The organism is Stappia sp. TSB10P1A, from assembly GCF_900185725.1.
Lineage (GTDB): Bacteria > Pseudomonadota > Alphaproteobacteria > Rhizobiales > Stappiaceae > Stappia.
Map to the genome: position 1 here is coordinate 477,291 of NZ_FYAU01000026.1, position 20,494 is coordinate 497,784.

General features: G+C 68.1%; 19 protein-coding genes and 1 pseudogene. 12 read left to right on the forward strand and 8 right to left on the reverse strand.

Features of this window, described 5'->3' with window-relative positions:
- The first annotated feature begins 66 nt into the window (after positions 1–66).
- Complete coding sequence (locus TSB10P1A_RS13600; RefSeq protein ID WP_186388450.1) at positions 67–1,098, forward strand: peptidoglycan -binding protein; 1,032 nt, start codon at positions 67–69, stop codon at positions 1,096–1,098.
- Positions 1,099–1,246: 148 nt separating this feature from the next.
- On the opposite strand, the gene TSB10P1A_RS13605 is transcribed toward TSB10P1A_RS13600, so the two are convergent.
- Positions 1,247–1,972, reverse strand: coding sequence for a DUF1013 domain-containing protein (locus TSB10P1A_RS13605; RefSeq protein WP_186388451.1), 726 nt, complete (start codon positions 1,970–1,972; stop codon positions 1,247–1,249).
- A gap of 134 nt (positions 1,973–2,106) precedes the next feature.
- Positions 2,107–3,117 (reverse strand): NAD(P)H-quinone oxidoreductase, encoded by a 1,011-nt coding sequence (locus TSB10P1A_RS13610; RefSeq protein ID WP_186388452.1) that lies wholly within the window; start codon positions 3,115–3,117, stop codon positions 2,107–2,109.
- Positions 3,118–3,253: 136 nt separating this feature from the next.
- Between TSB10P1A_RS13610 and TSB10P1A_RS13615 the strand changes: the two genes are divergently transcribed.
- Together TSB10P1A_RS13615 and TSB10P1A_RS13620 are read left to right on the forward strand one after the other, a co-directional pair.
- A complete protein-coding gene (locus TSB10P1A_RS13615) occupies positions 3,254–3,454 on the forward strand; it encodes a DUF1192 domain-containing protein (RefSeq protein WP_186388453.1) in 201 nt (66 codons plus the stop codon).
- A 431-nt stretch (positions 3,455–3,885) separates the two neighbouring features.
- Positions 3,886–4,416 carry a DUF1465 family protein gene (locus TSB10P1A_RS13620; RefSeq protein ID WP_186388454.1) on the forward strand — a complete coding sequence of 177 codons (531 nt, stop codon included), beginning with the start codon at positions 3,886–3,888 and terminating at the stop codon, positions 4,414–4,416.
- Positions 4,417–4,527: 111 nt separating this feature from the next.
- On the opposite strand, the gene rpmE is transcribed toward TSB10P1A_RS13620, so the two are convergent.
- Positions 4,528–4,752, reverse strand: a complete 225-nt coding sequence (gene rpmE / locus TSB10P1A_RS13625; RefSeq protein ID WP_186388455.1) for a 50S ribosomal protein L31 — start codon at positions 4,750–4,752, stop codon at positions 4,528–4,530.
- A 363-nt stretch (positions 4,753–5,115) separates the two neighbouring features.
- Here rpmE and TSB10P1A_RS13630 point away from each other — a divergent pair, with 363 nt between their 5' ends.
- Positions 5,116–6,948 (forward strand): ABC transporter transmembrane domain-containing protein, encoded by a 1,833-nt coding sequence (locus TSB10P1A_RS13630; RefSeq protein WP_186388456.1) that lies wholly within the window; start codon positions 5,116–5,118, stop codon positions 6,946–6,948.
- 87 nt (positions 6,949–7,035) lie between these two features.
- Here the strand turns inward: TSB10P1A_RS13630 and TSB10P1A_RS13635 are convergent, their stop codons facing one another.
- Together TSB10P1A_RS13635 and TSB10P1A_RS13640 are read right to left on the reverse strand one after the other, a co-directional pair.
- A complete protein-coding gene (locus tag TSB10P1A_RS13635) occupies positions 7,036–7,827 on the reverse strand; it encodes an SDR family NAD(P)-dependent oxidoreductase (RefSeq protein ID WP_186388457.1) in 792 nt (263 codons plus the stop codon).
- Between the two features lie 164 nt (positions 7,828–7,991).
- Positions 7,992–9,905 (reverse strand): propionyl-CoA synthetase, encoded by a 1,914-nt coding sequence (locus TSB10P1A_RS13640; protein WP_186388458.1) that lies wholly within the window; start codon positions 9,903–9,905, stop codon positions 7,992–7,994.
- A 231-nt stretch (positions 9,906–10,136) separates the two neighbouring features.
- On the opposite strand from TSB10P1A_RS13640, the gene TSB10P1A_RS13645 reads away from it, so the two are divergent.
- From TSB10P1A_RS13645 to TSB10P1A_RS13655, 3 genes are all read left to right on the forward strand, one after another.
- Complete coding sequence (locus tag TSB10P1A_RS13645; protein ID WP_186388459.1) at positions 10,137–10,901, forward strand: sulfite exporter TauE/SafE family protein; 765 nt, start codon at positions 10,137–10,139, stop codon at positions 10,899–10,901.
- Positions 10,902–11,006: 105 nt separating this feature from the next.
- Entirely contained in the window at positions 11,007–12,644 is a 1,638-nt protein-coding gene (locus tag TSB10P1A_RS13650) for an acyl-CoA synthetase (protein WP_186388460.1), read from the forward strand.
- Between the two features lie 135 nt (positions 12,645–12,779).
- A complete protein-coding gene (locus tag TSB10P1A_RS13655; protein ID WP_186388461.1) occupies positions 12,780–13,241 on the forward strand; it encodes an EF-hand domain-containing protein in 462 nt (153 codons plus the stop codon).
- A 156-nt stretch (positions 13,242–13,397) separates the two neighbouring features.
- Here the strand turns inward: TSB10P1A_RS13655 and TSB10P1A_RS13660 are convergent, their stop codons facing one another.
- Positions 13,398–13,577 (reverse strand): YdcH family protein, encoded by a 180-nt coding sequence (locus tag TSB10P1A_RS13660; RefSeq protein WP_186388462.1) that lies wholly within the window; start codon positions 13,575–13,577, stop codon positions 13,398–13,400.
- A gap of 398 nt (positions 13,578–13,975) precedes the next feature.
- Between TSB10P1A_RS13660 and TSB10P1A_RS13665 the strand changes: the two genes are divergently transcribed.
- The 3 genes from TSB10P1A_RS13665 to TSB10P1A_RS13675 all read left to right on the forward strand — a co-directional run bounded on the left by TSB10P1A_RS13665 (position 13,976) and on the right by TSB10P1A_RS13675 (position 15,935).
- Complete coding sequence (locus tag TSB10P1A_RS13665; protein WP_244293104.1) at positions 13,976–14,197, forward strand: YdcH family protein; 222 nt, start codon at positions 13,976–13,978, stop codon at positions 14,195–14,197.
- A 117-nt stretch (positions 14,198–14,314) separates the two neighbouring features.
- A complete protein-coding gene (gene purE, locus TSB10P1A_RS13670) occupies positions 14,315–14,812 on the forward strand; it encodes a 5-(carboxyamino)imidazole ribonucleotide mutase (protein ID WP_186388463.1) in 498 nt (165 codons plus the stop codon).
- 22 nt (positions 14,813–14,834) lie between these two features.
- Positions 14,835–15,935 (forward strand): 5-(carboxyamino)imidazole ribonucleotide synthase, encoded by a 1,101-nt coding sequence (locus TSB10P1A_RS13675; protein ID WP_371515097.1) that lies wholly within the window; start codon positions 14,835–14,837, stop codon positions 15,933–15,935.
- Positions 15,936–15,989: 54 nt separating this feature from the next.
- Here TSB10P1A_RS13675 and TSB10P1A_RS13680 read toward each other — a convergent pair whose 3' ends face one another.
- Positions 15,990–17,378, reverse strand: a complete 1,389-nt coding sequence (locus TSB10P1A_RS13680; RefSeq protein ID WP_186388465.1) for an MATE family efflux transporter — start codon at positions 17,376–17,378, stop codon at positions 15,990–15,992.
- Positions 17,379–17,870: 492 nt separating this feature from the next.
- On the opposite strand from TSB10P1A_RS13680, the gene rpsU reads away from it, so the two are divergent.
- Both rpsU and TSB10P1A_RS13690 read left to right on the forward strand, forming a co-directional pair.
- Complete coding sequence (rpsU, locus tag TSB10P1A_RS13685; RefSeq protein ID WP_029059436.1) at positions 17,871–18,098, forward strand: 30S ribosomal protein S21; 228 nt, start codon at positions 17,871–17,873, stop codon at positions 18,096–18,098.
- Positions 18,099–18,576: 478 nt separating this feature from the next.
- Positions 18,577–19,431, forward strand: coding sequence for a tetratricopeptide repeat protein (locus TSB10P1A_RS13690; RefSeq protein WP_244293105.1), 855 nt, complete (start codon positions 18,577–18,579; stop codon positions 19,429–19,431).
- A 337-nt stretch (positions 19,432–19,768) separates the two neighbouring features.
- On the opposite strand, the pseudogene TSB10P1A_RS13695 reads toward TSB10P1A_RS13690, so the two are convergent.
- Positions 19,769–20,494 (reverse strand): annotated as a pseudogene (locus TSB10P1A_RS13695) (ATP/GTP-binding protein); the annotation flags it as partial.

The following is a 20,494-nucleotide window of genomic DNA, read 5'->3' on the forward strand; positions in this document are numbered from 1 at the left end:
CGCCGGATCACCGCCCCGATCGGGAAGCGGAATTGACTTCGAATTGGCCGAAAGGGCTCTAGAGCTATGGCCGGCACGCGCATGAGACGGCGGGAGGGACGCACGGACTATTGGCCGGGCTTCGTCGACGCCATGGCCTCGCTGCTGCTCGTCATCATCTTCCTGCTGTCGATCTTCGTGCTCGCCCAGTTCTTCCTCGGGCAGCAGCTTTCCGGGCGCGACACCGTCCTCAACCGCCTCAACGCCCAGATCTCCGAACTGACCGAACTGCTGGCGCTGGAGCGGGCGAGCGGCCGCGACCTGCAGGACACTATCGCCACGCTGACCGCCAACCTCTCCGATGCCGAGGCCGAACAGCGGCGCCTGCAGGGCCTGCTCGACACCTCCTCGGACCGGGCCAGCCAGACCGGCGGCGCCCTTGCCGGCATGGAAAGCGCGCTGGAGGAGGAGCGCCGCCTGTCGCAGCGCGCCCTCTCCCAGGTGGAACTGCTCAACCAGCAGATCTCGGCCCTGCGCCGCCAGATCGCTGCGCTAGAGGATGCGCTGGAGGCCTCGGAAAGCCGCGACCGCGAAAGCCAGACCAAGATCGCCGATCTCGGACGCCGGCTGAACGTGGCGCTGGCCCAGCGGGTGCAGGAACTGTCGCGCTACCGGTCGGACTTCTTCGGCCGCCTGCGCGAGATTCTCTCCCAGCGTTCCGACATCCGGGTCGTCGGCGACCGCTTCGTCTTCCAGTCCGAAGTGCTGTTTTCTTCCGGTGTCGAGACGATCAATCCGGCGGGCGAGGAAGAGCTGCGCAAACTCGCCGACGCGATCAAGGAGCTCGCGGTCCAGATTCCTTCGGAGATCAACTGGGTGCTGCGGGTCGACGGCCACACCGACGCGCGCCCGCTTTCGGGAACCGGACGCTTCCGCAACAACTGGGAGCTCTCCGCCGCCCGCGCGATCTCGGTGGTGCGCTACCTGATCGACCAGGGCGTCGATCCCAGACGGCTGGTCGCCGCCGGCTTCGGCGAGTTCCAGCCGCTGGAAGAGGGTGACAGCGACGAGGTGCTCGCCCGCAACCGCCGCATCGAGCTGAAGCTCACCGAGCGCTGATCGCCGCCGGGTCAATGCCCGCCCACTCCCGGCAGCGGAAAAAGCAAAAGGCCGTTCCCGATCCGGAAACGGCCTCTTTTCATCGAAAATCGCCCGGATCGGCGCGAGATACGGTCGCGCCGCGTATCACAGGCGCGACCAGTACGACTTAATAGTCGTCGTCATCCTCGTCGCGGGCCTTGCCCTTGAGCGAGTTGAGCTTGGCGAAGACGGCGGCGGCGTCGATCTCCTCGTCCTTCGGCTGCGAGGGGGCGGGCCGGGCAAAGGCGGCCGCCATCGCGTCCTCCGAGGTGGTCTCGTCGACCGGCAGCAGCGTCTCCTCGTAGTGTTCGCTCTCGGGCCGCGGCGGCAGGTTCTTCGACGCCTTCTCGACCTCCATGTCGAGCTCGATCTGGCTGCACAGGCCCAGCGTCACCGGATCCAGCGGCGTCAGGCTGTTGGAATTCCAGTGGGTGCGCTCGCGGATCGCCTGGATCGTCGGCTTGGTGGTGCCGACCATGCGCATGATCTGGGAATCCTTCAGCTCCGGATGGTTGCGCACCAGCCACAGAATGGCGTTCGGCCGGTCCTGGCGGCGCGACACCGGCGTGTAGCGCGGTCCCTTGCGCTTGCTCTCCGGCACGCGGGTCTTCGGCTCCTGCAGCTTCAGCCGGTAGCCGGTGTTCGCCTGCGCCTTCTCGATCTCCTCGCGGGTGAGCTGGCCGGTCATCACCGGATCCAGGCCCTTGATGCCCTGGGCGGCCTCGCCGTCGGCGATCGCCTTCACCTCGAGCGGGTGGAGTTTGCAGAAGTCGGCAATCTGCTCGAAGCTGAGGGACGTGTTGTCCACAAGCCACACGGCCGTCGCCTTGGGCATCAAGGGAGTGGTCGCCATGTGTAATGCCTCCTGTTCGCTCCGCCGGGAACCGCACTTGTGAGCGCAGGAGCCGGCAAAGCCTAAATCATCTGTCGCATGGAAGGGGAACTGCAAGGCTTATACGCGTTCCCCGCCATGAAATCAAACATGGATCACGTCGCGGCCCCGGTCAAAAGCACGATCTTGCCGATGTGTCCGGAGCTCTCCATCCGCGCATGTGCCGCAGCGGCTTCGGCCAAGGGGAAGGTCGAATCCATCACCGGGCGGACCGTGCCGGCCTCGATCAAGGGCCACACCTTCTCGCGCAACTGCGCGGCTATCGCCGCCTTGAACGCCGCCTCGCGCGGGCGCAGCGTCGAGCCGGTATGTGTCAGCCGCTTGACCATCAGCCGCGAGAAATTGACGTTCTCGGCGATCCCGTTCAGCGTCGCGATCTGGCAGATGCGGCCCTCCACCGCCGCCACCTTCCAGTTGCGCTCCACATAGTCGCCGCCGACCATGTCGAGGATCACCTCGACCCCGTGGCCGCCGGTCGCCTCCAGCACCACCTCGACGAAATCCGCGCTGTTGTAGTTGATCGCATGGTCGGCGCCGAGCCGGCGCGCCGCCGCCGCCTTGTCGTCGGAGCCGACGGTGGTGAAGACCTCGGCCCCGAAGGCCTTGGCGAGCTGGATCGCCGTGGTGCCGATGCCCGACGTCCCCCCATGCACCAGGAACCGCTCGCCCGCCGTCAGCCCGACCCGGTCGAAGACATTCGACCAGACCGTGAAGAAGGTTTCCGGGATCGCCGCAGCCTCAGCCATGGACAGTCCGGAAGGCACCGGCAGCACGCTACCCGCAGGCGCTGTCACATATTCCGCATAGCCGCCTCCCGGCACCAGGGCGCAGACCCGGTCGCCCGGTGAGAGGCCGGCGACCTGCGGCCCGAGCGCGACGACGGTGCCGGCGACTTCCAGGCCGGGAATGTCGGTGACGCCGGGCGGCGGCGGATAGTGCCCCATCCGCTGGATCACGTCCGGCCGGTTGACGCCGGCTGCCTCGATGCGGATCAGCACCTCGCCGGCGGCGGCAGACGGCACCGGCCGCTGCATCGGCGCCAGCACATTGGGTCCGCCCGGCGTCTCGAAGCCGATTGCCGTCATCATGCGGGGAATGTCGCTCATCGGACCCGTCCTCTTGCGCTTGCCTTTGGTGTCCCGGTTTAAGACGTCCCGCACGGCCTGACAATTGACGAGCGCCCATTCGGGCGGACATCCTGCCGGACGGCGAGGGGCGCGGTCGGCAAAGGGAGACCCGGACATGCAGGACGAGTTCGATTCGAAGACAGGCGGCATCGCCCTTCCGATTGTTCTGGGCGAGGACCTGTCGCGACTTTCTGTGGATGAACTGACGCGGCGCATCGAAGACTTGACAGGGGAGATTGCCCGCGTCGAACGCGAGCGCGATGCCCGCAGCGGCGTGCGCGCGGCGGCCGATGCGCTGTTCCGCAGCTCGTCCTGAGTGGGCTCCGTCACAGTTAACCTTCGATATTTACTTCAAATTTGACTTTGCGCTCCGCTGCGTGAGGCGCCAGGATTCATTAAAAATTTAGTCATTTACCAATTATTAAGCTTTCCAATTCATAACTGTGTGTATCCAGTCCTCTGGATTTCGAGTGGCTCCTGTCCACTCTGTTTGACGCCTCCCTGTTAATGACTTCGAGCCGCGGTCGCCGCGGCTCTTTTTTTGCCGGCGTCTTCGGTGTATCCCCTCAAGAAGCCGGCCGCCTGCGCCAGACGGCATGGCACGGCGCTTGCACAGCAAGCAGGGACCCGACCGCTGGGACCCGTTTTGGGACAGGTGTCCCGTTTCACGCCAGGCCTCGCAGAAGCGCCGGCAGGACACCGCGGTCGCCAGGGATCGAGACAAGGCTGGACAGGAGGCACTGGCGCATGACGGACTGGTTCTCATCCACGCGGCGAAATGCACCGATCGACTTCGCCGACCGGCTGGCCAATTCGGAGATGTTCTCCGCGCTGTTCCGCGACGGCATGGCGCTGGTGGAGGAAACCGCCGCCTATCTGGACGGCGAGGGACGGGTGCAGTCGAAGTCGCTGCCGCGCGCCGGCTCGCTCGCCTATGCGACGGAATCCATGCGCCTGACGACGCGGCTGATGCAGATGGCGTCCTGGCTGCTGCTGCAGCGCGCCGTCAACGAGGGCGAGATGTCGGCCGAGCAGGCCGGCAACGAGAAGAACAAGGTGCGCCTCGACACCCTGTCCTCGACGCGCGGCGGCTCCGGCTGGCAGGATCTGCCGCAGGAGCTGCGCGACCTGATCGAGCGGTCCGTGCGTCTTCAGGAGCGCATCCAGCACCTCGACCGGATGATCTACGAGAGCCGCCACGCGGAAGCCGCCGCGATCGACAATCCGGTCGCCGTTCAGCTCGACGTGCTCAACGCCGCTTTCGGCTCGCGCCGCTGAGCCGGCTTCCGGCGCGGAGCCGACAAGACCCAACAAAAAACCCCGGCGCCTGAGGCTCCGGGGTTTTTCGTGTCTGCGTCCACCCGCAAGGGCGGAGCGGGGCTCCGGCGATCAGTTGCCGAGGAAGCCCGCATACTTGTTCTTGAAGCGCGAAACGCGGCCGCCACGATCCATGAGCTGGCGGTCGCCGCCGGTCCATGCCGGATGGGTCCGCGGATCGATGTCGAGCTGCAGCGAGTCGCCATCCGCGCCATAGGTGGAGCGGGTGTGGAACTCCGTACCGTCCGTCATGACCACCTTGATGGAGTGGTAGTCGGGATGAATGTCCTTCTTCATCTTCTCGTCCCCGTGCCTGCGGCTTACACCGGCCCTGGGGAGGCGCGGCGCATTCATGTTGGAGCTGTGGTCGTGTCCCCGTCCTGCGCACGTGGCAAGCCCGCCGGTGGCGGCAAGTCCTCGCTGCATGACGAAGTCACGGATTCATCGGCGGGCCACGCGGAAGCGCGCGCGGCACCTGAAACCTTGAGCGCGAGCCTATAGCCCATTCATCGGCGGAAAACAAGGCCGCAAAGCCGCGTCCGGCGCCCTCGCGGAGCCGCCGGCGCCGCGACAATCGCGATCGCGTCCACAGGTTGGACTTACGGCTCCAAACCGTTATGGTCCGCTGGCATCCGGCAGGAACAGAGAGCAAGAACAAGCGTGTCCCGATACGGCTCCCCCACAGCGCCCGACCGCGGCGGAAAGCGTGACCTGCGGCCGCTGGCCGCGCTGCTCCCCTATCTGGTGAAATACCGGGTCCGGGCGGTGCTGGCCCTGGCCGCATTGATGGGCGCTGCCGGCACCACCTTGCTGCTGCCGATCGCCATTCGGCGGATGATCGATTTCGGCTTCGGCGCGGACGACCCGTCGCTGGTCGACAACTATTTCTCGGTGCTCATTCTCGTCGCCGCCGCGCTCGCCACCTTCTCGGCCCTGCGCTACTATCTGGTCACCTCGCTCGGCGAGCGGATCGTCGCGGACCTGCGGGCCGACGTCTACAGCCACATCATCCGCCTCTCCCCCGGCTATTACGACAGCGCCCGTTCCGGCGAGATCGTGTCGCGTCTCACCGCCGATGCCACCCAGGTCAAGTCGGCGGTCGGCACCAGCGCCTCCATCGCCATGCGCAACCTGATGATGTTCCTCGGCGCCTCGACCATGATGGTGGTGACCAGCCCACGGCTGTCGATGTTCGTGCTCGGTGCCATCCCGATCATCGTGCTGCCGCTGATCGCCTTCGGCCGCAGCGTGCGCCGCCGCTCGCGCCACGCGCAGGACACCCTGGCCGACGCCTCGGCCTATGCCTCCGAGACGCTGGGCGCCGTGCGCACCCTGCAGGCCTTCACCAACGAGGCGCTGGCGAGCCTGCGCTTCGGCGCCAATGTCGAGGAGGCCTTCCGCGCCGCCCGCTCCGCCATCCTCGCCCGCGCCCTGCTCACCGCCTTCGCCATGTTCGTCATCGCCGGCAGCGTCGTCACCGTGCTCTGGGTCGGCGCCAGCGACGTGTTCAACGGCCGCATCACCGCCGGCGAGCTCGGCCAGTTCCTGCTCTATTCGATCTTCGCGGCTGGCGCCCTCGGCGAGCTCAGCCAGGTCTGGGGCGAGATCTCGCTGGCCGCCGGCGCCGCCGAACGCCTGTCGGAACTGCTGAAGATCAAGCCGGAAATCGCCGCCCCGGCGAAACCGGTGAAGCTGCCGCAGCGCGTGTCGGGCGCCCTCGCCTTCGACAACGTCTCCTTCGCCTATGGGGCGGGCAGCGGCCTGCCGGTGATCACCGACGTCTCGCTCAATGTCGAACCGGGCGAGACGGTCGCCGTCGTCGGCCCCTCCGGCGCCGGCAAGTCGACCCTGTTCCACCTGTTGATGCGCTTCTACGATCCGAGCCAGGGCACGATCCGCGTCGAGGGCGTTCCCTTGCGCGACTGCGACCCGCTCGAGCTGCGCCGGCAGATCGCCCTGGTGCCGCAGGACACCACCGTGTTCGCCGCCAGCATCGCCGACAACATCGCCTTCGGCCGGCCGGAGGCAACGCGGGACGAGATCGAGGCGGCGGCCCGCGCCGCCTTTGCCGACACCTTCATCCGCGCCCTGCCCAAGGGCTACGACACCGCCGTCGGCGAGCGCGGCGTCACCCTGTCGGGCGGCCAGCGCCAGCGCCTTGCCATCGCCCGCGCTATTCTCAAGGACGCGCCGATCCTGCTGCTCGACGAGGCCACCAGCGCGCTGGACGCGGAGAGCGAGACCCTGGTGCAGACGGCGCTGGAGGGCCTGATGCAGGGCCGCACGACGCTGGTCATCGCCCACCGCCTCGCCACCGTGCTCAAGTCCGACCGGATCATCGTCATGGAGGACGGGCGCATCGTCGAGAGCGGCCGTCACGCCGATCTCGTCGCCCATGGCGGACTTTATGCCAAGCTCGCCAAGCTGCAGTTCGAGACCGGCGCCCGCGCCTTCGACACCGCCGCCGACAGGCGCGAGTCGGCCGCCGAATAGGCCCCGGCACTGCCAGCGAGAGCGACAAAGGCCGGGCGCCACAAGCGCCCGGCCTTTGTCGTGTCTCACGCTGGGGTGGAAGTCCGCTCAGTCCTCCGCGGCCACCGGCACCGTGTAGTTGAGCGGCAGCCGCCCGCCGTCCGGATACAGGGTCTGGCCGGTCATGTAGCTGGCATCGTCGGAGGCGAGGAACGCCGCGACGCCCGCGATCTCCGACGGTTCGCCGACCCGGCCGAGCGGCGTGCGCGACAGCACCCGCGTCTGCGCCGCCTTGTCCGCATTCACCGCCGTCAGCATGTCGGTCATGATCGAGCCGGGGCCGATGCCGTTGACGCGGATGCCATGCGGCGCCAGCGCCAGCGCCGCGACCTTGGTGAGCTGGTTCATGCCGCCCTTGGAGATCGAATAGGGCACCTGGTCGGCGATGGCGAAGACCGCGTTCACCGACGACATGTTGATGATGACGCCCGGCTCGCCGCCCGCCGCCACCTTGTCGACCATGTGACGGGCGACCGCCTGGCTGCACAGGAACGCGCCCTTCAGGTTGACCGACAACACGCGGTCGAAATCCGCCTCCTCGATCTCGAGGAAGTCGCCGCCGGCGACGATGCCCGCATTGTTGACCAGGATGTCGATGTCGCCGAAGGCGTCCAGCGTCGCCGCCACCAGGTTGCGCACGTCGAGCTTCTCCGCGACGTTGCAATGGACATAGCGCAGCTCGCCGAGGGTCTTCAGCTCCGCCTCGGCCGCCTCGCCGCGCGCATCGTCCACATCGGCGATGACCACCTTGGCACCGTCGGCGAGAAAGCGGCGCGCGATCGCCAGGCCGATACCGCCGGCTCCGCCGGTGACGATGGCAACCTTGTTTTCCAGGGACACGGAGTTCCTCGCTGCTGTCTGTTCACGCAATTCCGGGACAGGCCGCCCGCGCGGGCGATGGGCCGTCCGCGCGCGAACATAGGACGCAGCGCCGCCCCTGTCGATGCGACAGCCTGAAAGCGCTGGGGAAGCAGCGGGCCGCGGCACCTGCCGCAGCGGCGGCTTCAGCCGCCGACCGGCAGGCCGCGTTCCTTCAGCGCCGCGGCGATCTCGTCGATGATCGCCGGATCGTCGATCGTCGCCGGCATCCGGTACTCCGCCCCGTCGGCGACCTGCCGCATGGTGGCGCGCAGGATCTTGCCCGAGCGGGTCTTCGGCAGCCGCTCCACGGTGATCGCCAGCTTGAAGGCGGCGACCGGGCCGATCCGCTCGCGCACCAGGGCGACCAGTTCCTTCTCGATCTCCGCATGCGGCCGGTCGACGCCGGCCTTCAGCACCACGAAGCCGCAGGGCGACTGGCCCTTGAGCTGGTCGGCAATGCCGATCACCGCGCATTCGGCGACGTCCCGGTGGCTCGCCAGCACCTCCTCCATCGCCCCCGTCGACAGCCGGTGGCCGGCGACATTGATGATGTCGTCGGTGCGCGCCATGATGAAGAGATAGCCGTCCTCGTCCATCAGGCCGGCATCGGCCGTCTTGTAGTAGCCGGGGAACTCTTCCAGATAGCTCGCGTGGAAGCGCTCCGGCGCGTTCCACAGCGTCGGCAGGCAGCCCGGCGGCAGCGGCAGCTTCACCACCACATTGCCCAGCGCGCCGTTGGCGACCGGGTGGCCGGCATCGTCCACCACCTGCACGTCGTAGCCGGGCATGGGAACCGTCGGCGAGCCGTGCTTGACCGGCAGCATGCCGAGCCCGACCGGATTGCCGACGATCGGCCAGCCCGTTTCCGTCTGCCACCAGTGGTCGATGACCGGCACGCCGAGCTTGTCCTCCGCCCAGGCGATGGTGTCCGGATCGGCCCGCTCGCCGGCCAGGAACAGCGTGCGGAAGGAGCCGAGATCGTAGTCGGCGATCAGCTTGCCCTCCGGATCTTCCTTCTTGATCGCGCGGAAGGCGGTCGGCGCGGTGAACAGGCTCACCACGTTGTGCTCGGAAATCACCCGCCAGAACACGCCGGCATCCGGCGTGCCGATCGGCTTGCCCTCGAAGACGACCGTCGTCGCGCCCTGCAGCAGCGGCGCATAGACGATGTAGGAATGGCCGACGACCCAGCCGACATCGGAGGCCGCCCAGAACACTTCGCCCGGCGCCACGCCATAGTGGTTCGCCATCGTCCATTTCAGCGCCACCATGTGGCCGCCGGTGTCGCGCACCACGCCCTTGGGCTGGCCCGTCGTGCCGGACGTGTAAAGGATGTAGAGCGGATCCGTCGCCTTGACCGGCACGCAGGCGACCTTGCGGCCCTGCGCCAGCGCATCGGCGGTGAGGGCGCCGAAATCATGGTCGCGCGCGCCGTCCAGCGCCGCCTCGGCCTGCACCCGCTGCAGCACGAAACAGGCCTGCGGCTTGTGCCGGGACATCTCGATGGCCGCGTCCAGCAGCGGCTTGTAAGCGACCACCCGGCCCGGCTCGATGCCGCAGGAGGCGGCGATGATCGCCTTGGGCGTCGCGTCGTCGATGCGGGTGGCGAGTTCGCGCGCGGCAAAGCCGCCGAAGACGACCGAGTGCACCGCGCCGAGCCTGGCGCAGGCCAGCATCGCCATCACCGCCTCGGGGATCATCGGCATGTAGAGGATGACGCGGTCGCCCTTGCCGATGCCGTGATCGGCCAGCACCGCGGCCATGGCGTTGACCCGCTCCAGCGTCTCCTCATAGGTGAAGACGGCCTGACCCCCGGTGATCGGGCTGTCATAGATGATCGCCGGCTGGCCGGGGCGATCGCGCTCCACATGCCGGTCGAGGCAGTTGTAGCAGGTGTTGCATTCCGCGCCGGCAAACCATTGGCCGTAGCCGCCAAGCGAGGGATCGAAGACCGTGTCCCAGGGCTTCATCCAGTCGATCTCGGCGGCGGCCTTCGCCCAGAAGCCTTCCGGATCGCGCTGCCACGCCTCGTAGACCTCGTGGTAACGGCTGGTCATCGGCTTGTCCTCCCTATGGAAATTCGGCCAGTCGAAACCCGGCCTTCCGCAACGCGGTTCAGCGTATCTGCCGCGACGGGGCACGGAAAGGCAAGCCTTGCCACCCTATACATTCGGCGAATGGGAAGTTTGCTTAGGCGGGCCGTCCTGCAACATGACAGCGCCCTGCTCCCCCGTATAGATTGGCCAGGGCGTCGATTCGGTGCCAGCCTCCTGTCGGTAAAGACCCCCGTGCATCCCGTTTCCGATCCCCTGTTCTATGCCTTCGCCATCCCGGCGGTGATCCTGGTCGGGCTGGCCAAGGGCGGCTTCGGCGGGCCGCTGTCGCTGCTCGGCGTGCCGATGATGAGCCTCGTCATTCCGCCGGTGCAGGCCGCCGGCATCATGCTGCCGATCCTCGTCGTCATGGACATGGCCGGGCTGATCGCCTATCGCGGCAAATATGACGGGGCGAGCCTGCGCATCTTGCTGCCGCCGGCGATCCTGGGCATCGGCATCGGCTATCTCACCGCCGCCCATGTCAGCGATGCCCATGTCCGCCTGCTGGTCGGCCTGGTCGCGGTGCTCTTCACGCTCGACTATCTGCGCGGCGGCGCGCGGATGGGCGAAGCGAAGCCGCAACGCCCCTGGGCCGGGCGGTTCTGGGGCTCGATCGCCGGCTTCACCAGCTTCGTCAGCCATACCGGCGGCCCGCCCTACCAGATCTACATGCTGCCGCTGCGGCTCGACCCGATCCGCTTCGCCGGCACCACCGTGCTGTTCTTCACCACGATGAACGCGATCAAGCTGGTGCCCTATGCCGCGCTCGGCCAGTTCGACGCGGCGAACCTTGCGACCTCCGCCGTGCTGCTGCCGCTCGCCCCGCTGGCGACCCTTGCCGGCGTCTGGCTGGTGCGCCGGGTACAGCCGGCGCTGTTCTACCGCATCACCTATCTCGCCGTCGGCGTCATCGGCCTCAAGCTCTTGTGGGATGGGGCGAGCGCCCTCCTCGCCTGATCGGGCAGGCCGCCGAACGCAGTTGATCGAACGGGGCTTTGCCGCTTTGATGCCGGGAACGGCGGGGAGAAAGCGCCGGCTGACAGGGCATATCCGGAGGAACGAATGGCCGACAACGGCACCCCCTTCACGCGCGATCTCGACAAGGTCGAGGCGAACTACACACCGCTGTCGCCGCTGAGCTTCCTGGCGAGGGCCGCCGCCGTCTTCCCCGACCAGACCGCCATCGTGCATGGGCGCCAGCGCGTCTCCTATGCCGAGTTCTACGCCCGCAGCCGCAGGCTCGCCTCGGCGCTCGCCGCCAGGGGCATCGGCAAGAACGACACGGTGACGGTGATGCTCTCCAACACCCCGCCGATGCTCGAGGCCCATTACGGCGTGCCGATGACCGGCGCCGTGCTGCATTCGCTCAACACCCGGCTCGACGCCGCCATCCTCGCCTTCCAGCTCGACCATGCGGAAAGCAAGGTCGTCATCACCGACCGGGAATTCGCCCCGGTGATGAAGGAGGCGCTGGCGCTGGCAAAGGTCGCCCCGCTGGTCATCGACTATGACGACCCGCAGTTTCCGCAAGCCGGCGAATTGCTCGGCGAGATCGACTACGAGGCGTTCGTCGCCTCCGGCGATCCCGATTTCGCCTGGCAACTGCCGGCCGACGAATGGGACGCGATCTCGCTCAACTACACCTCCGGCACCACCGGCAATCCGAAGGGCGTCGTCTACCACCATCGCGGCGCCTATCTGCTGGCCCAGGCCAATGTCCTGACCGCCTCCATGGCCCGGCATCCGGTCTATCTGTGGACCCTGCCGATGTTCCACTGCAACGGCTGGTGCTTCCCCTGGTCGCTGTCGCTGGTCGCCGGCACCCATGTCTGCCTGCGCTGGGTCCGCGCCAAGCAGATCTGGGACGCGCTCGCGGACGAAGGCGTCACCCATCTGTGCGGCGCGCCCATCGTCATGTCGACGGTGCTCAACGCGCCCGAGGAGGACAAGCGCGACCTTGCCGGGCGCATCGTCGAGTTCTTCACCGCCGCCGCCCCGCCGCCCGAGGCCGTGCTTGCGGCGATGAAGGAGGCCGGCTTCAACGTCACCCATCTCTACGGCCTGACCGAGGTCTACGGCCCCGCCGTCGTCAATGACTGGAAGCGCGAGTGGGATGCCCGCACCCCGGCCGAGCAGGCGGCGCTGAAGGCGCGCCAGGGCGTGCGCTATGTGGCGCTGGAGGATCTCGCGGTGCTCGATCCCCAGACCATGCAACCCGTTCCCGCCGACGGCGAGACCCTCGGCGAGGTGATGTTCCGCGGCAATGTGGTGATGAAGGGCTATCTCAAGAACCCGGCCGCGACGGCGGAGGCCTTTGCCGGCGGCTGGTTCCATTCCGGCGATCTCGGCGTCATGCATGAGGACGGCTATATCCAGCTCAAGGACCGGTCCAAGGACATCATCATCTCCGGCGGCGAGAACATCTCCTCAATCGAGGTGGAGGACGTGCTGTTCAAGCATCCCGAGGTGATGGCCGCCGCCGTGGTCGCACGGCCGGACGAGAAATGGGGCGAGACCCCTTGCGCCTTTGTCGAGCTGCGCCCCGGCGCGCAGGTGACGGCGGAGGAGATCGTCGAGTTCTGCCGCCAGCGACTCGCCCGCTACAAGGTGCCCCGCCATGTGGTCTTCACCGAACTGCCGAAGACCTCGACCGGCAAGATCCAGAAATTCGTGCTGCGCGAGATGGCGAAGGAGGTGTGAGCACCGCGCTCCGGCCGCAAGCGGCGGGCACGCCTGCGACAGCGCGCCGCCCCGTCGCCTTGCGCGTTTCGGAGTAAGATCTCAACGTTCGAAGACATGAAATAAACGGCGCCCACGGGTGCCGGGGAGCAGGACATGACACATCTTCGCCGCACGTTGGCAGGCCTCACGCTTGCCGCAACCCTGGTCAGCGGGGCCGCGCTGGCACAGCAGGGGATGGGTCAGGGCATGGGGGGCGGCGGCATGGCCACCCGGATGGAAGCCATGGACACCGACGGCAATGGCAGCGTCTCCCTGCAGGAGATGCTGACCCACGCCGAGGACGTCTTCCATGCGATGGACAGCGACGGCGACGGCAAGCTGACCATGGACGAATACATGGCGCTCCGGATGGGTTCCCAGCAGGGCGGCAACACCGCGATGCAGGCACGCCGGCAGGAGGAGAAGGAGGCGCGCTTTGCGCCCATGGACACGAACGGCGACGGGACGCTGAGCCTCGACGAGTTCCTGTCCGGCGCCAAGGCCCGTTTCGGCCTCGCCGATGAAAATGGCGACGGCGAACTGGCCCGGCCCGAGTGGCGCGCCTTGCACTTCTGAGGCGTGTTTGGGGCCGCCCACCTGCGCGCCGACAGGTCCGTGCGCCATGACACCACGACAGTCTGGGTCCCGAAAACACAGAAGCCGCGGCAAGGCCGCGGCTTCTGCTGTGGTCGAAGGGGCCTTGCGGCCCCTTCCCGTGTCAATGCAGGATCTTCAGTGCAGGGTAGAGCCGGAGCGAAGCCGCTCGATCTGGTCCTTGAGCTGAAGTTTCTGGCGCTTCAGGCTGGCGATCTCCAGCGAGTCCGTGCTCGGATGGCGCATCGCCTCTTCCAGTTTTCGCTCAAGATCCGAGTGACGTTTCTTCAACTCGACCAGATGCGACTGAAGGGACATGGATAACCTCCTTGCCTATTCGCGTTTGACGACATCAGTGTGACACAGCCTGCAAGCCCTGTCGAACGCTTCCGAAGGTCCTTGCCCCGATTGCGCGATTGCCGTTAGCGCAGGGTTTACGGAGCGTTTTCTCCGGCGGATCCGCCCGTCCGCGGCCCTCCGGCCGCCGCCTGCGACACCCTGTCCACGGCCGCCGCGCGTCGCCGCGATGTTCAACGGGTCTACCGCCCGGGCCGCCATCGCGGTATCCTGTCGGCGGAAGCGTTTTGGCCTTCGGGAGGACCCTGTCCGAGCGTTCCGGGGCGTTGAAGATGATCGGCTTTGCGAAGGTCGGGCGGTCCGCCTTGCACCTTCCGCCGGTCGGGTGGGCGTTTGCGCCGAAAGTCTGGAGTAGAGGCATGGATGCGGGCATGGACGGCGACTTCGACGACAAGACGGTGCGCATCGAGCTGGCGCGCCTGCGCCAGGAACACCGGGACCTCGACATGGCCATCGGCGCCATGGTGGAGACCGGCCGAGCCGACGCGCTGCAGCTTCAGCGCCTGAAGAAGAAGAAGCTCGCGCTCAAGGACCGCATCACCACGCTGGAAGACCGCCTGCTTCCCGACATCATCGCCTGACCGGCCCTGACGGCTCTCCGGCGCCGTGCCGCAAGGCCCTTGCGCGCCGCCCGGCTCTGCCTATAGTGCGGGGCCTTCCGGCACGGCCGGCAACAGCAACCTCAGGCAGGGGCGCGCATGGGCGAGGCAAATCCGCAAGTGGCCATCATCATGGGCAGTCAGTCCGACTGGCCGACCATGAAACATGCGGCCGACACGCTGGCGGCGCTCGGCGTCTCGCATGAGGCGCGCATCGTCTCGGCCCACCGCACCCCCCAGCGGCTCTACGATTTTGCGACCGGCGCCCGCGAGGCCGGCTTCAAGGTGGTGATCGCCGGCGCGGGCGGCGCCGCCCATCTGCCCGGCATGACCGCCTCGATGACGCCGCTTCCCGTCTTCGGCGTGCCGATCGAGTCCCGCACGCTGAAGGGCGAGGACAGCCTGCTGTCCATCGTCCAGATGCCGGCCGGCATTCCGGTCGGCACCCTTGCCATCGGCAAGGCCGGCGCGGTCAACGCCGCCCTGCTCGCCGCCGCCGTGCTGGCCCTCACGGACACCGCCCTCGCCGCTCGGCTCGACGACTGGCGCCGGCGCCAATGCGAGGCGGTCGCCGAGCACCCGTCCGACGACGCTTGACCAGGAAGGGCACGGGCAGATGATGAAGACCGGCGACCGGCCGTTGCTGCCGGGAGATACGATCGGCATTCTCGGCGGCGGCCAGCTCGGTCGCATGATCGCCCTTGCCGCCGCCCCGCTCGGCCTCAAGACCCATATCTTCTGTCCCGATCCGGCGAGCCCCGCCTTCGAGGTCGCCCAGACCCACACCATCGCCGGCTATGACGATGTTGCCGCGCTCGACATCTTCGCCGCCTCGGTCGATGTCGTTACCTACGAGTTCGAGAACGTCCCCGGCCCGACCGCCAGCCATCTGGCCGCCCGCGTGCCGGTGCGCCCGGGACCGCGCGCCCTTGCGGTCTCGCAGGACCGGCTGGAGGAAAAGAGCTTCCTGCAGACCGCCGGCATTCCCGTCGCCGGCTTCTGGCGTGTCGACAGCGACGAGGAGGCGGTCGCCGCGCTGCATGAGGCCGGTGGCAAAGGCATCCTCAAGACCCGGCGCCTCGGCTATGACGGCAAGGGCCAGATCCTGCTGCGCTCGGCGGCGGAGGCGCGCGACGCCTTCGCCCGGCTCGGCCGCCACGCCGCCATCATGGAAGCCTTCGTGCCCTTCGAGCGGGAGGTCTCGGTGATCGCCGCGCGCGGCCTCGACGGCACCTTGCGCGCCTATGACGTCGCCGAGAACGTCCACCGCGACCATATCCTCAAGACCTCGACCGTGCCGGCGGCCCTTGCCCCCGAACTGGCGGCCGAGGCCCGCCGCATGGCGGAGACGATCTGCGAGCGGCTCGACTATGTCGGCGTCATCGGCGTCGAGATGTTCGTGCTGCCGGAGGGCGCAGGGGGCCCGCGCCTCGTCGTCAACGAGATCGCCCCGCGCGTGCACAATTCCGGCCACTGGACCCAGGACGCCTGCCAGGTCTCGCAGTTCGAGCAGCATGTGCGCGCCGTCGCCGGCTGGCCGCTCGGCAGCGCCGAGCGCCATTCCGACGTGGTCATGGAGAACCTGATCGGCGAGGAGGCGGACCGCTGGGCCGACATCCTCAGCGAGGCCGGCGCCTCGCTGCATCTCTACGGCAAGACGGAGAGCCGGCCGGGCCGCAAGATGGGCCATGTCAACCGCATCCGCCCGCTCAAGGCCTGAGCGGGCGCCCCGGACCGGATCACCGCAGAGCAGAACGCCTCAGATCAGGCCACCTCAGATCAGCCCGATCCGCTCGCGCAGCGCGAAGCGCCACATGACAAGCACGGCGACGAAGGCAAGGCCCGCCGCCAGCCCGATCCAGATGCCGATGCCGCCGAAGCCGAGCGGGAAGCCGAGCACATAGGCGCCGACCATGCCGACGCCCCAATAGCCGGCCACCGCCATGATCATCGGCACCTTGGTGTCCGACAGGCCGCGCAACAGGCTGCCGCCGATCACCTGCGCCCCGTCGAAGACCTGGAACAGCGCCGCCACCGCCAGGAAACTGACGCCGATGGCATGGACGCTTGCCGCATCCGGATTGCCGAAGTCGAGGAACAGGCCGACCAGCGTCTCGGGGATCAGCAGGAAGACGATGGCACTCGTGCCCATGAAGGCCATGCCGAGGTTGAAGCCGGTCCAGCCGGCCCGCCCGACCGCCTTGCGGTCGCCGCGCCCGGCCGCCAGGCCGATGCGGATCATCGCCGCCTGGCCGATGCCGATCGGCACCATGAAGGCGATCGAGGCGAACTGGGTGGCGATCCCGTGCGCCGCAAGGTCGATGGTGCCGATCCAGCCCATCATCACCGACGTGCCGGAAAACAGCGCCACCTCGACCAGGAGCGTCACCGCGATCGGCCAGCCGAGCTTGACGATCTCCAGGAGCTTCGGCCAGTCCGACCGCCAGATCCGCCCGAACACGCCATAGCGCCGCAGATGCGGCTGGCGCAGCACATAGGCCACCAGCAGCAGGAAGGTCACCGTCGAGGTGATCACCGAGCCGATCGCGGCGCCGACCAGTTCCAGCCGCGGAAACCCGAAATGGCCGAAGATCAGCACATAGTTGACCATGGCGTTGAGCACCGCTCCGGCCACCGTCGCCCACAGGACCGCCTGGGCCCGCTCCATCACGGTGATGAAGTTTCTCAGCGCCATCGTCAGCAGCGACGGCACCAGGGTGACCATCATCACCTGGGCATAGCCGCCGGCCAGCGCCGCCACCTGCGGCTCCTGGCCGAGCGCCAGCAGCAGATCCTCGGTGTGCCACATCACCAGCAGCGCCGGGATCGAATAGAGCGCGACGAACCAGAAGCCCATCCGCACCGCCCGCCGCAGCTCGCGCACCTTGCGCTCGCCGCGGGCCCGCGCCGCCAGCGGGATCACCGCCTGCAGCACGCCCATGCCGAACAGCCAGAGCACGATATAGAGGTTGAAGGCCAGCACCACCGCCGCCAGCTCGGTGGCGCCGAGCCAGCCGATCATCAGCACATCCGTGGTATTGACGGCCATCTGCGCCAGTTGCGCCCCGGCGATCGGGGTGCCGAGCGCCAGGGTCGGCAGGATATCGCCGCGCCAAAGGGCGGAAAGCCGGCCGGCCGGCCGGGCCGTGGAGGGATCGGTCATCCCCTGAACTCCGGGAGTGCCCGGAGCTCACACCGGTGCGCACAGGCCGCGAGGGCCTGAAGAGAGCGCAACCAGGTCCCGCACGGGCAAAGGACATGGACACCGGACGCCGCGCAGGGCGAAAATCCGCGCCGGCAGCCGGACCTCTTCCTAGTTCCTCGCTACAATCCTGTCCAGAAAAACCGGCCGCCCGCTTTTGCCTCCGCCACGCTGAAACCCTGTGCCGAACCGGGTCGGGATTCCCCACTGTGCAGCCGCAAAACATGGCTCGGAACCGGTGAATGCGGGTGGACAAGCCCGGTTGCCTCTGCTAACACAACGCCCTGACTGGCGACGCGAGGGCGGCGCGGCCTTGTCTTTGTGCAAGTGGCAGCCCCTTCCCGGATGGCGACCGGTTTCGGTGGTGATCCGACTTCGCTTCCGCATCACATTGAAATTGCTCCGCACAGGGTGCAGGTCCGCATCCCGTGCAAACACGATGGGAAAAGACGCGTGCAGGTTCTGGTCCGCGACAACAATGTCGATCAGGCGCTCAAGGCGCTTAAGAAGAAAATGCAGCGCGAAGGCATCTTTCGCGAGATGAAGCTTCGCGGCCACTACGAAAAGCCGTCCGAGAAGAAGGCCCGTGAAAAGGCCGAGGCCGTTCGCCGCGCCCGCAAGCTGGCGCGCAAGCGGGCCCAGCGCGAAGGCCTGCTGCCGAGCAAGGCTCCCCGCCGCTAAAAGTACGGCCCGGCGCGGACCAGTGTTTCGCGCCACGTCCAGCCGACACCCCAGGTTCTTTCGCCTCCCTCCCGGGCCGTCACGCCCGGCATGGAGGCGAAGCCGTTTGCATAGGCCCGCGCCGGCCACGGCCGAAGCGGGTCGGTGCCAGTACGGGTCGATGCCAGTATGGGTCGATGCCAATACGGGTCGGTGCCGGCATCGGGGAGGTGCCGCGAGCAGGTTCGGCTCTGGCAATTGGCGGATGTCCCGATGCGGTTCGCCGGGTTTCCGCCCGAATCGCTTGGCATCTTGTCGCCTGGCTTCTTGTCGCCTGGCATCGTCCGGTGGCGGGTGGAACGCGCTGGACGATCGTGCCATTGTCCGTCGCGATGGTGTCCGTCGCGATAAAGGCCGGTGCGACGAAAGGTCTTGGTTGCGGCGGAAGGCCTTGGCGGCTGGTTGCGGGACAGGACAGGATCAACCGAGGTGGTGGGCATTGCGTAAGGCGACGTTTCGATCAGGCCCCCTGCGGGGTGTTCTCCTCTCCGCCGCCCTGCTGGTGGCGGGTTGCCAGGCATCCGGCCTGTCCTCCGGTTTCGAGGTCGACCGTTCCGCCGGCTCCGCCGCGAACATCGATTCCCTCAACGCGGTGATCAAGGCCAACCCGCGCGACGCGGCCGCCTACAACACCCGCGGCATCGCCTATGGCCAGGCCGGGCGCCACAAGGAGGCGATGGCGGATTTCGACACGGCCCTGCAACTGTCACCGGACTCGTTCCAGGCCTATGCCAACCGCGCGCTGGTCCACCGCCGCTTGGGCAACCTCAACGCCGCCGTCAACGATTACAGCGCCGCCCTCCGGATCAAGCCGGACTATGACCTTGCCCTTGTCGGGCGCGGCAATTCCTACCGCGAGATGGGCCGCGACGATCTCGCCCTTGCCGATTTCGACGCGGCGATCCGCCGCGATTCGAGCAATGCCCGCGCCTTTCACAATCGCGGCCTCATCCATCAGGCGCGCGGCAGCCATCAGCAGGCCGTCGAGGATTTCGCCATCGCCATCGGCCTCGATCCCAACGCGGCCGAGCCCTATATCGCGCGCGGCATCTCTTATCTCGCGCTGAACGATCCCAAGGCCGCCCTGTCGGACCTGTCCGAGGCGGTCAACCGCGACACGCGCTCCGCCGTCGCCTGGGCCAATCGCGGCTTCGCGCTGGAGACGCTCGGCCAGGCCAGCGACGCGCGCCGGTCCTACAGCCGCGCCCTCGGCATCGACGGCTCCAACCAGATCGCCCGCGAGGGCCTCGGCCGGCTCGACCGGGGCGGGTCCGGCGTGGTCACCCGGAGCTGACGCCAGGCCCAGAGCCGTTTCGGAGCCGTTTCGCCGCCGTTTCGGCGCCCCTCTCTTTCTCCCTTTCCGGCGCCCTTCCCGCCGCCGTCCGTGACATCCCCGTGGCTTCCCATCCCCGTGGCTTCCGCCGCAGGGGAGCCCTTTCGTCCTCGTCGCCCTGCCCCCTTCGACGGCAATCCTGAGGGCGGTCCCGCAGGCCCGCGGCACATCGGCCCGTCTCCTCCCGAAACGACAGGCCGCCGGTTCTACCCGGGCCACAAGACGCGAAAGGCCGGCAGCGGATCACCGCTGCCGGCCTTTCCTGTTTCTGCAGGTCTTCAACCGCGGGACCTTGTCCTCAGCGCAGCGACACCACCGGCAGCACGACAATGGCGGGTCCCTCGAACCGGTCGGGACGCGGCATCGCGGCTTCGCGCGCCGAGGCGCCAAAGCGGTTGGCATAGACACGGCCGCCCGGCGCCATCAGCAGTTCCAGCCGCCGCTGGTTGGGATGCTGGAGCTGGGCGAAGGTCCGGGTACGGGTGTTGGTGAGGCCCGAAAGGATTTCGGGAAGCGCGGTCCGGTCGGGAAGCGCGGCAAAGCGCGCCAGCGGATCGCGGATCACCGGCTCCGGCAGGCGTCCGGACACCGAGGCCTGGCGGGTCGCCGGAGCGGGAGCGGCGGCGCGCGACGGCGCCACGGCGGAATTGCCGCCCGATGCGCTCGCGGACGCGGTTGCCGGTGCATAGGCGAGGGTCGCGGCGGTGAGGTCCGCCTGCGGCTTGCGGCCGGGTGCCGCGCCGGTGGCGGCGGCGATGGCCGCAACACCGTCCGTAGGGGCCGGTCGCGGCAGCGCGGCGGCGAGCGCGGTTCCGGTCGCGGCCTCGATCGGGCCCTGGCGCAGTTCCGCCGGCTTGGTGGGCGGCGCGATGGCGGCAACGGTGATCGGGGCCTGTGCCGCCGGCGCCGCATCCTCGCGCGCGGCGACGGCTGCGGGCGTGTCGACGGCCGGCAGGCCACCGGCCAGGCGGCGGGCCTGGTCGTCCAGCGTGCCGCTGCCGCCCCGGCCGGTTGCGGCGGCGAC

Coding starts and splice junctions, on each gene's coding strand:
- TSB10P1A_RS13600 (WP_186388450.1), top strand. CDS start 67: ATGGCCGGCACGCGCATGAGACGGCGGGAGGGACGCACGGACTATTGG.
- TSB10P1A_RS13605 (WP_186388451.1), bottom strand. CDS start 1,972: ATGGCGACCACTCCCTTGATGCCCAAGGCGACGGCCGTGTGGCTTGTG.
- TSB10P1A_RS13610 (WP_186388452.1), bottom strand. CDS start 3,117: ATGAGCGACATTCCCCGCATGATGACGGCAATCGGCTTCGAGACGCCG.
- TSB10P1A_RS13615 (WP_186388453.1), top strand. CDS start 3,254: ATGCAGGACGAGTTCGATTCGAAGACAGGCGGCATCGCCCTTCCGATT.
- TSB10P1A_RS13620 (WP_186388454.1), top strand. CDS start 3,886: ATGACGGACTGGTTCTCATCCACGCGGCGAAATGCACCGATCGACTTC.
- rpmE (WP_186388455.1), bottom strand. CDS start 4,752: ATGAAGAAGGACATTCATCCCGACTACCACTCCATCAAGGTGGTCATG.
- TSB10P1A_RS13640 (WP_186388458.1), bottom strand. CDS start 9,905: ATGACCAGCCGTTACCACGAGGTCTACGAGGCGTGGCAGCGCGATCCG.
- TSB10P1A_RS13650 (WP_186388460.1), top strand. CDS start 11,007: ATGGCCGACAACGGCACCCCCTTCACGCGCGATCTCGACAAGGTCGAG.
- TSB10P1A_RS13655 (WP_186388461.1), top strand. CDS start 12,780: ATGACACATCTTCGCCGCACGTTGGCAGGCCTCACGCTTGCCGCAACC.
- TSB10P1A_RS13660 (WP_186388462.1), bottom strand. CDS start 13,577: ATGTCCCTTCAGTCGCATCTGGTCGAGTTGAAGAAACGTCACTCGGAT.
- TSB10P1A_RS13665 (WP_244293104.1), top strand. CDS start 13,976: ATGGATGCGGGCATGGACGGCGACTTCGACGACAAGACGGTGCGCATC.
- purE (WP_186388463.1), top strand. CDS start 14,315: ATGGGCGAGGCAAATCCGCAAGTGGCCATCATCATGGGCAGTCAGTCC.
- TSB10P1A_RS13675 (WP_371515097.1), top strand. CDS start 14,835: ATGAAGACCGGCGACCGGCCGTTGCTGCCGGGAGATACGATCGGCATT.
- TSB10P1A_RS13680 (WP_186388465.1), bottom strand. CDS start 17,378: ATGACCGATCCCTCCACGGCCCGGCCGGCCGGCCGGCTTTCCGCCCTT.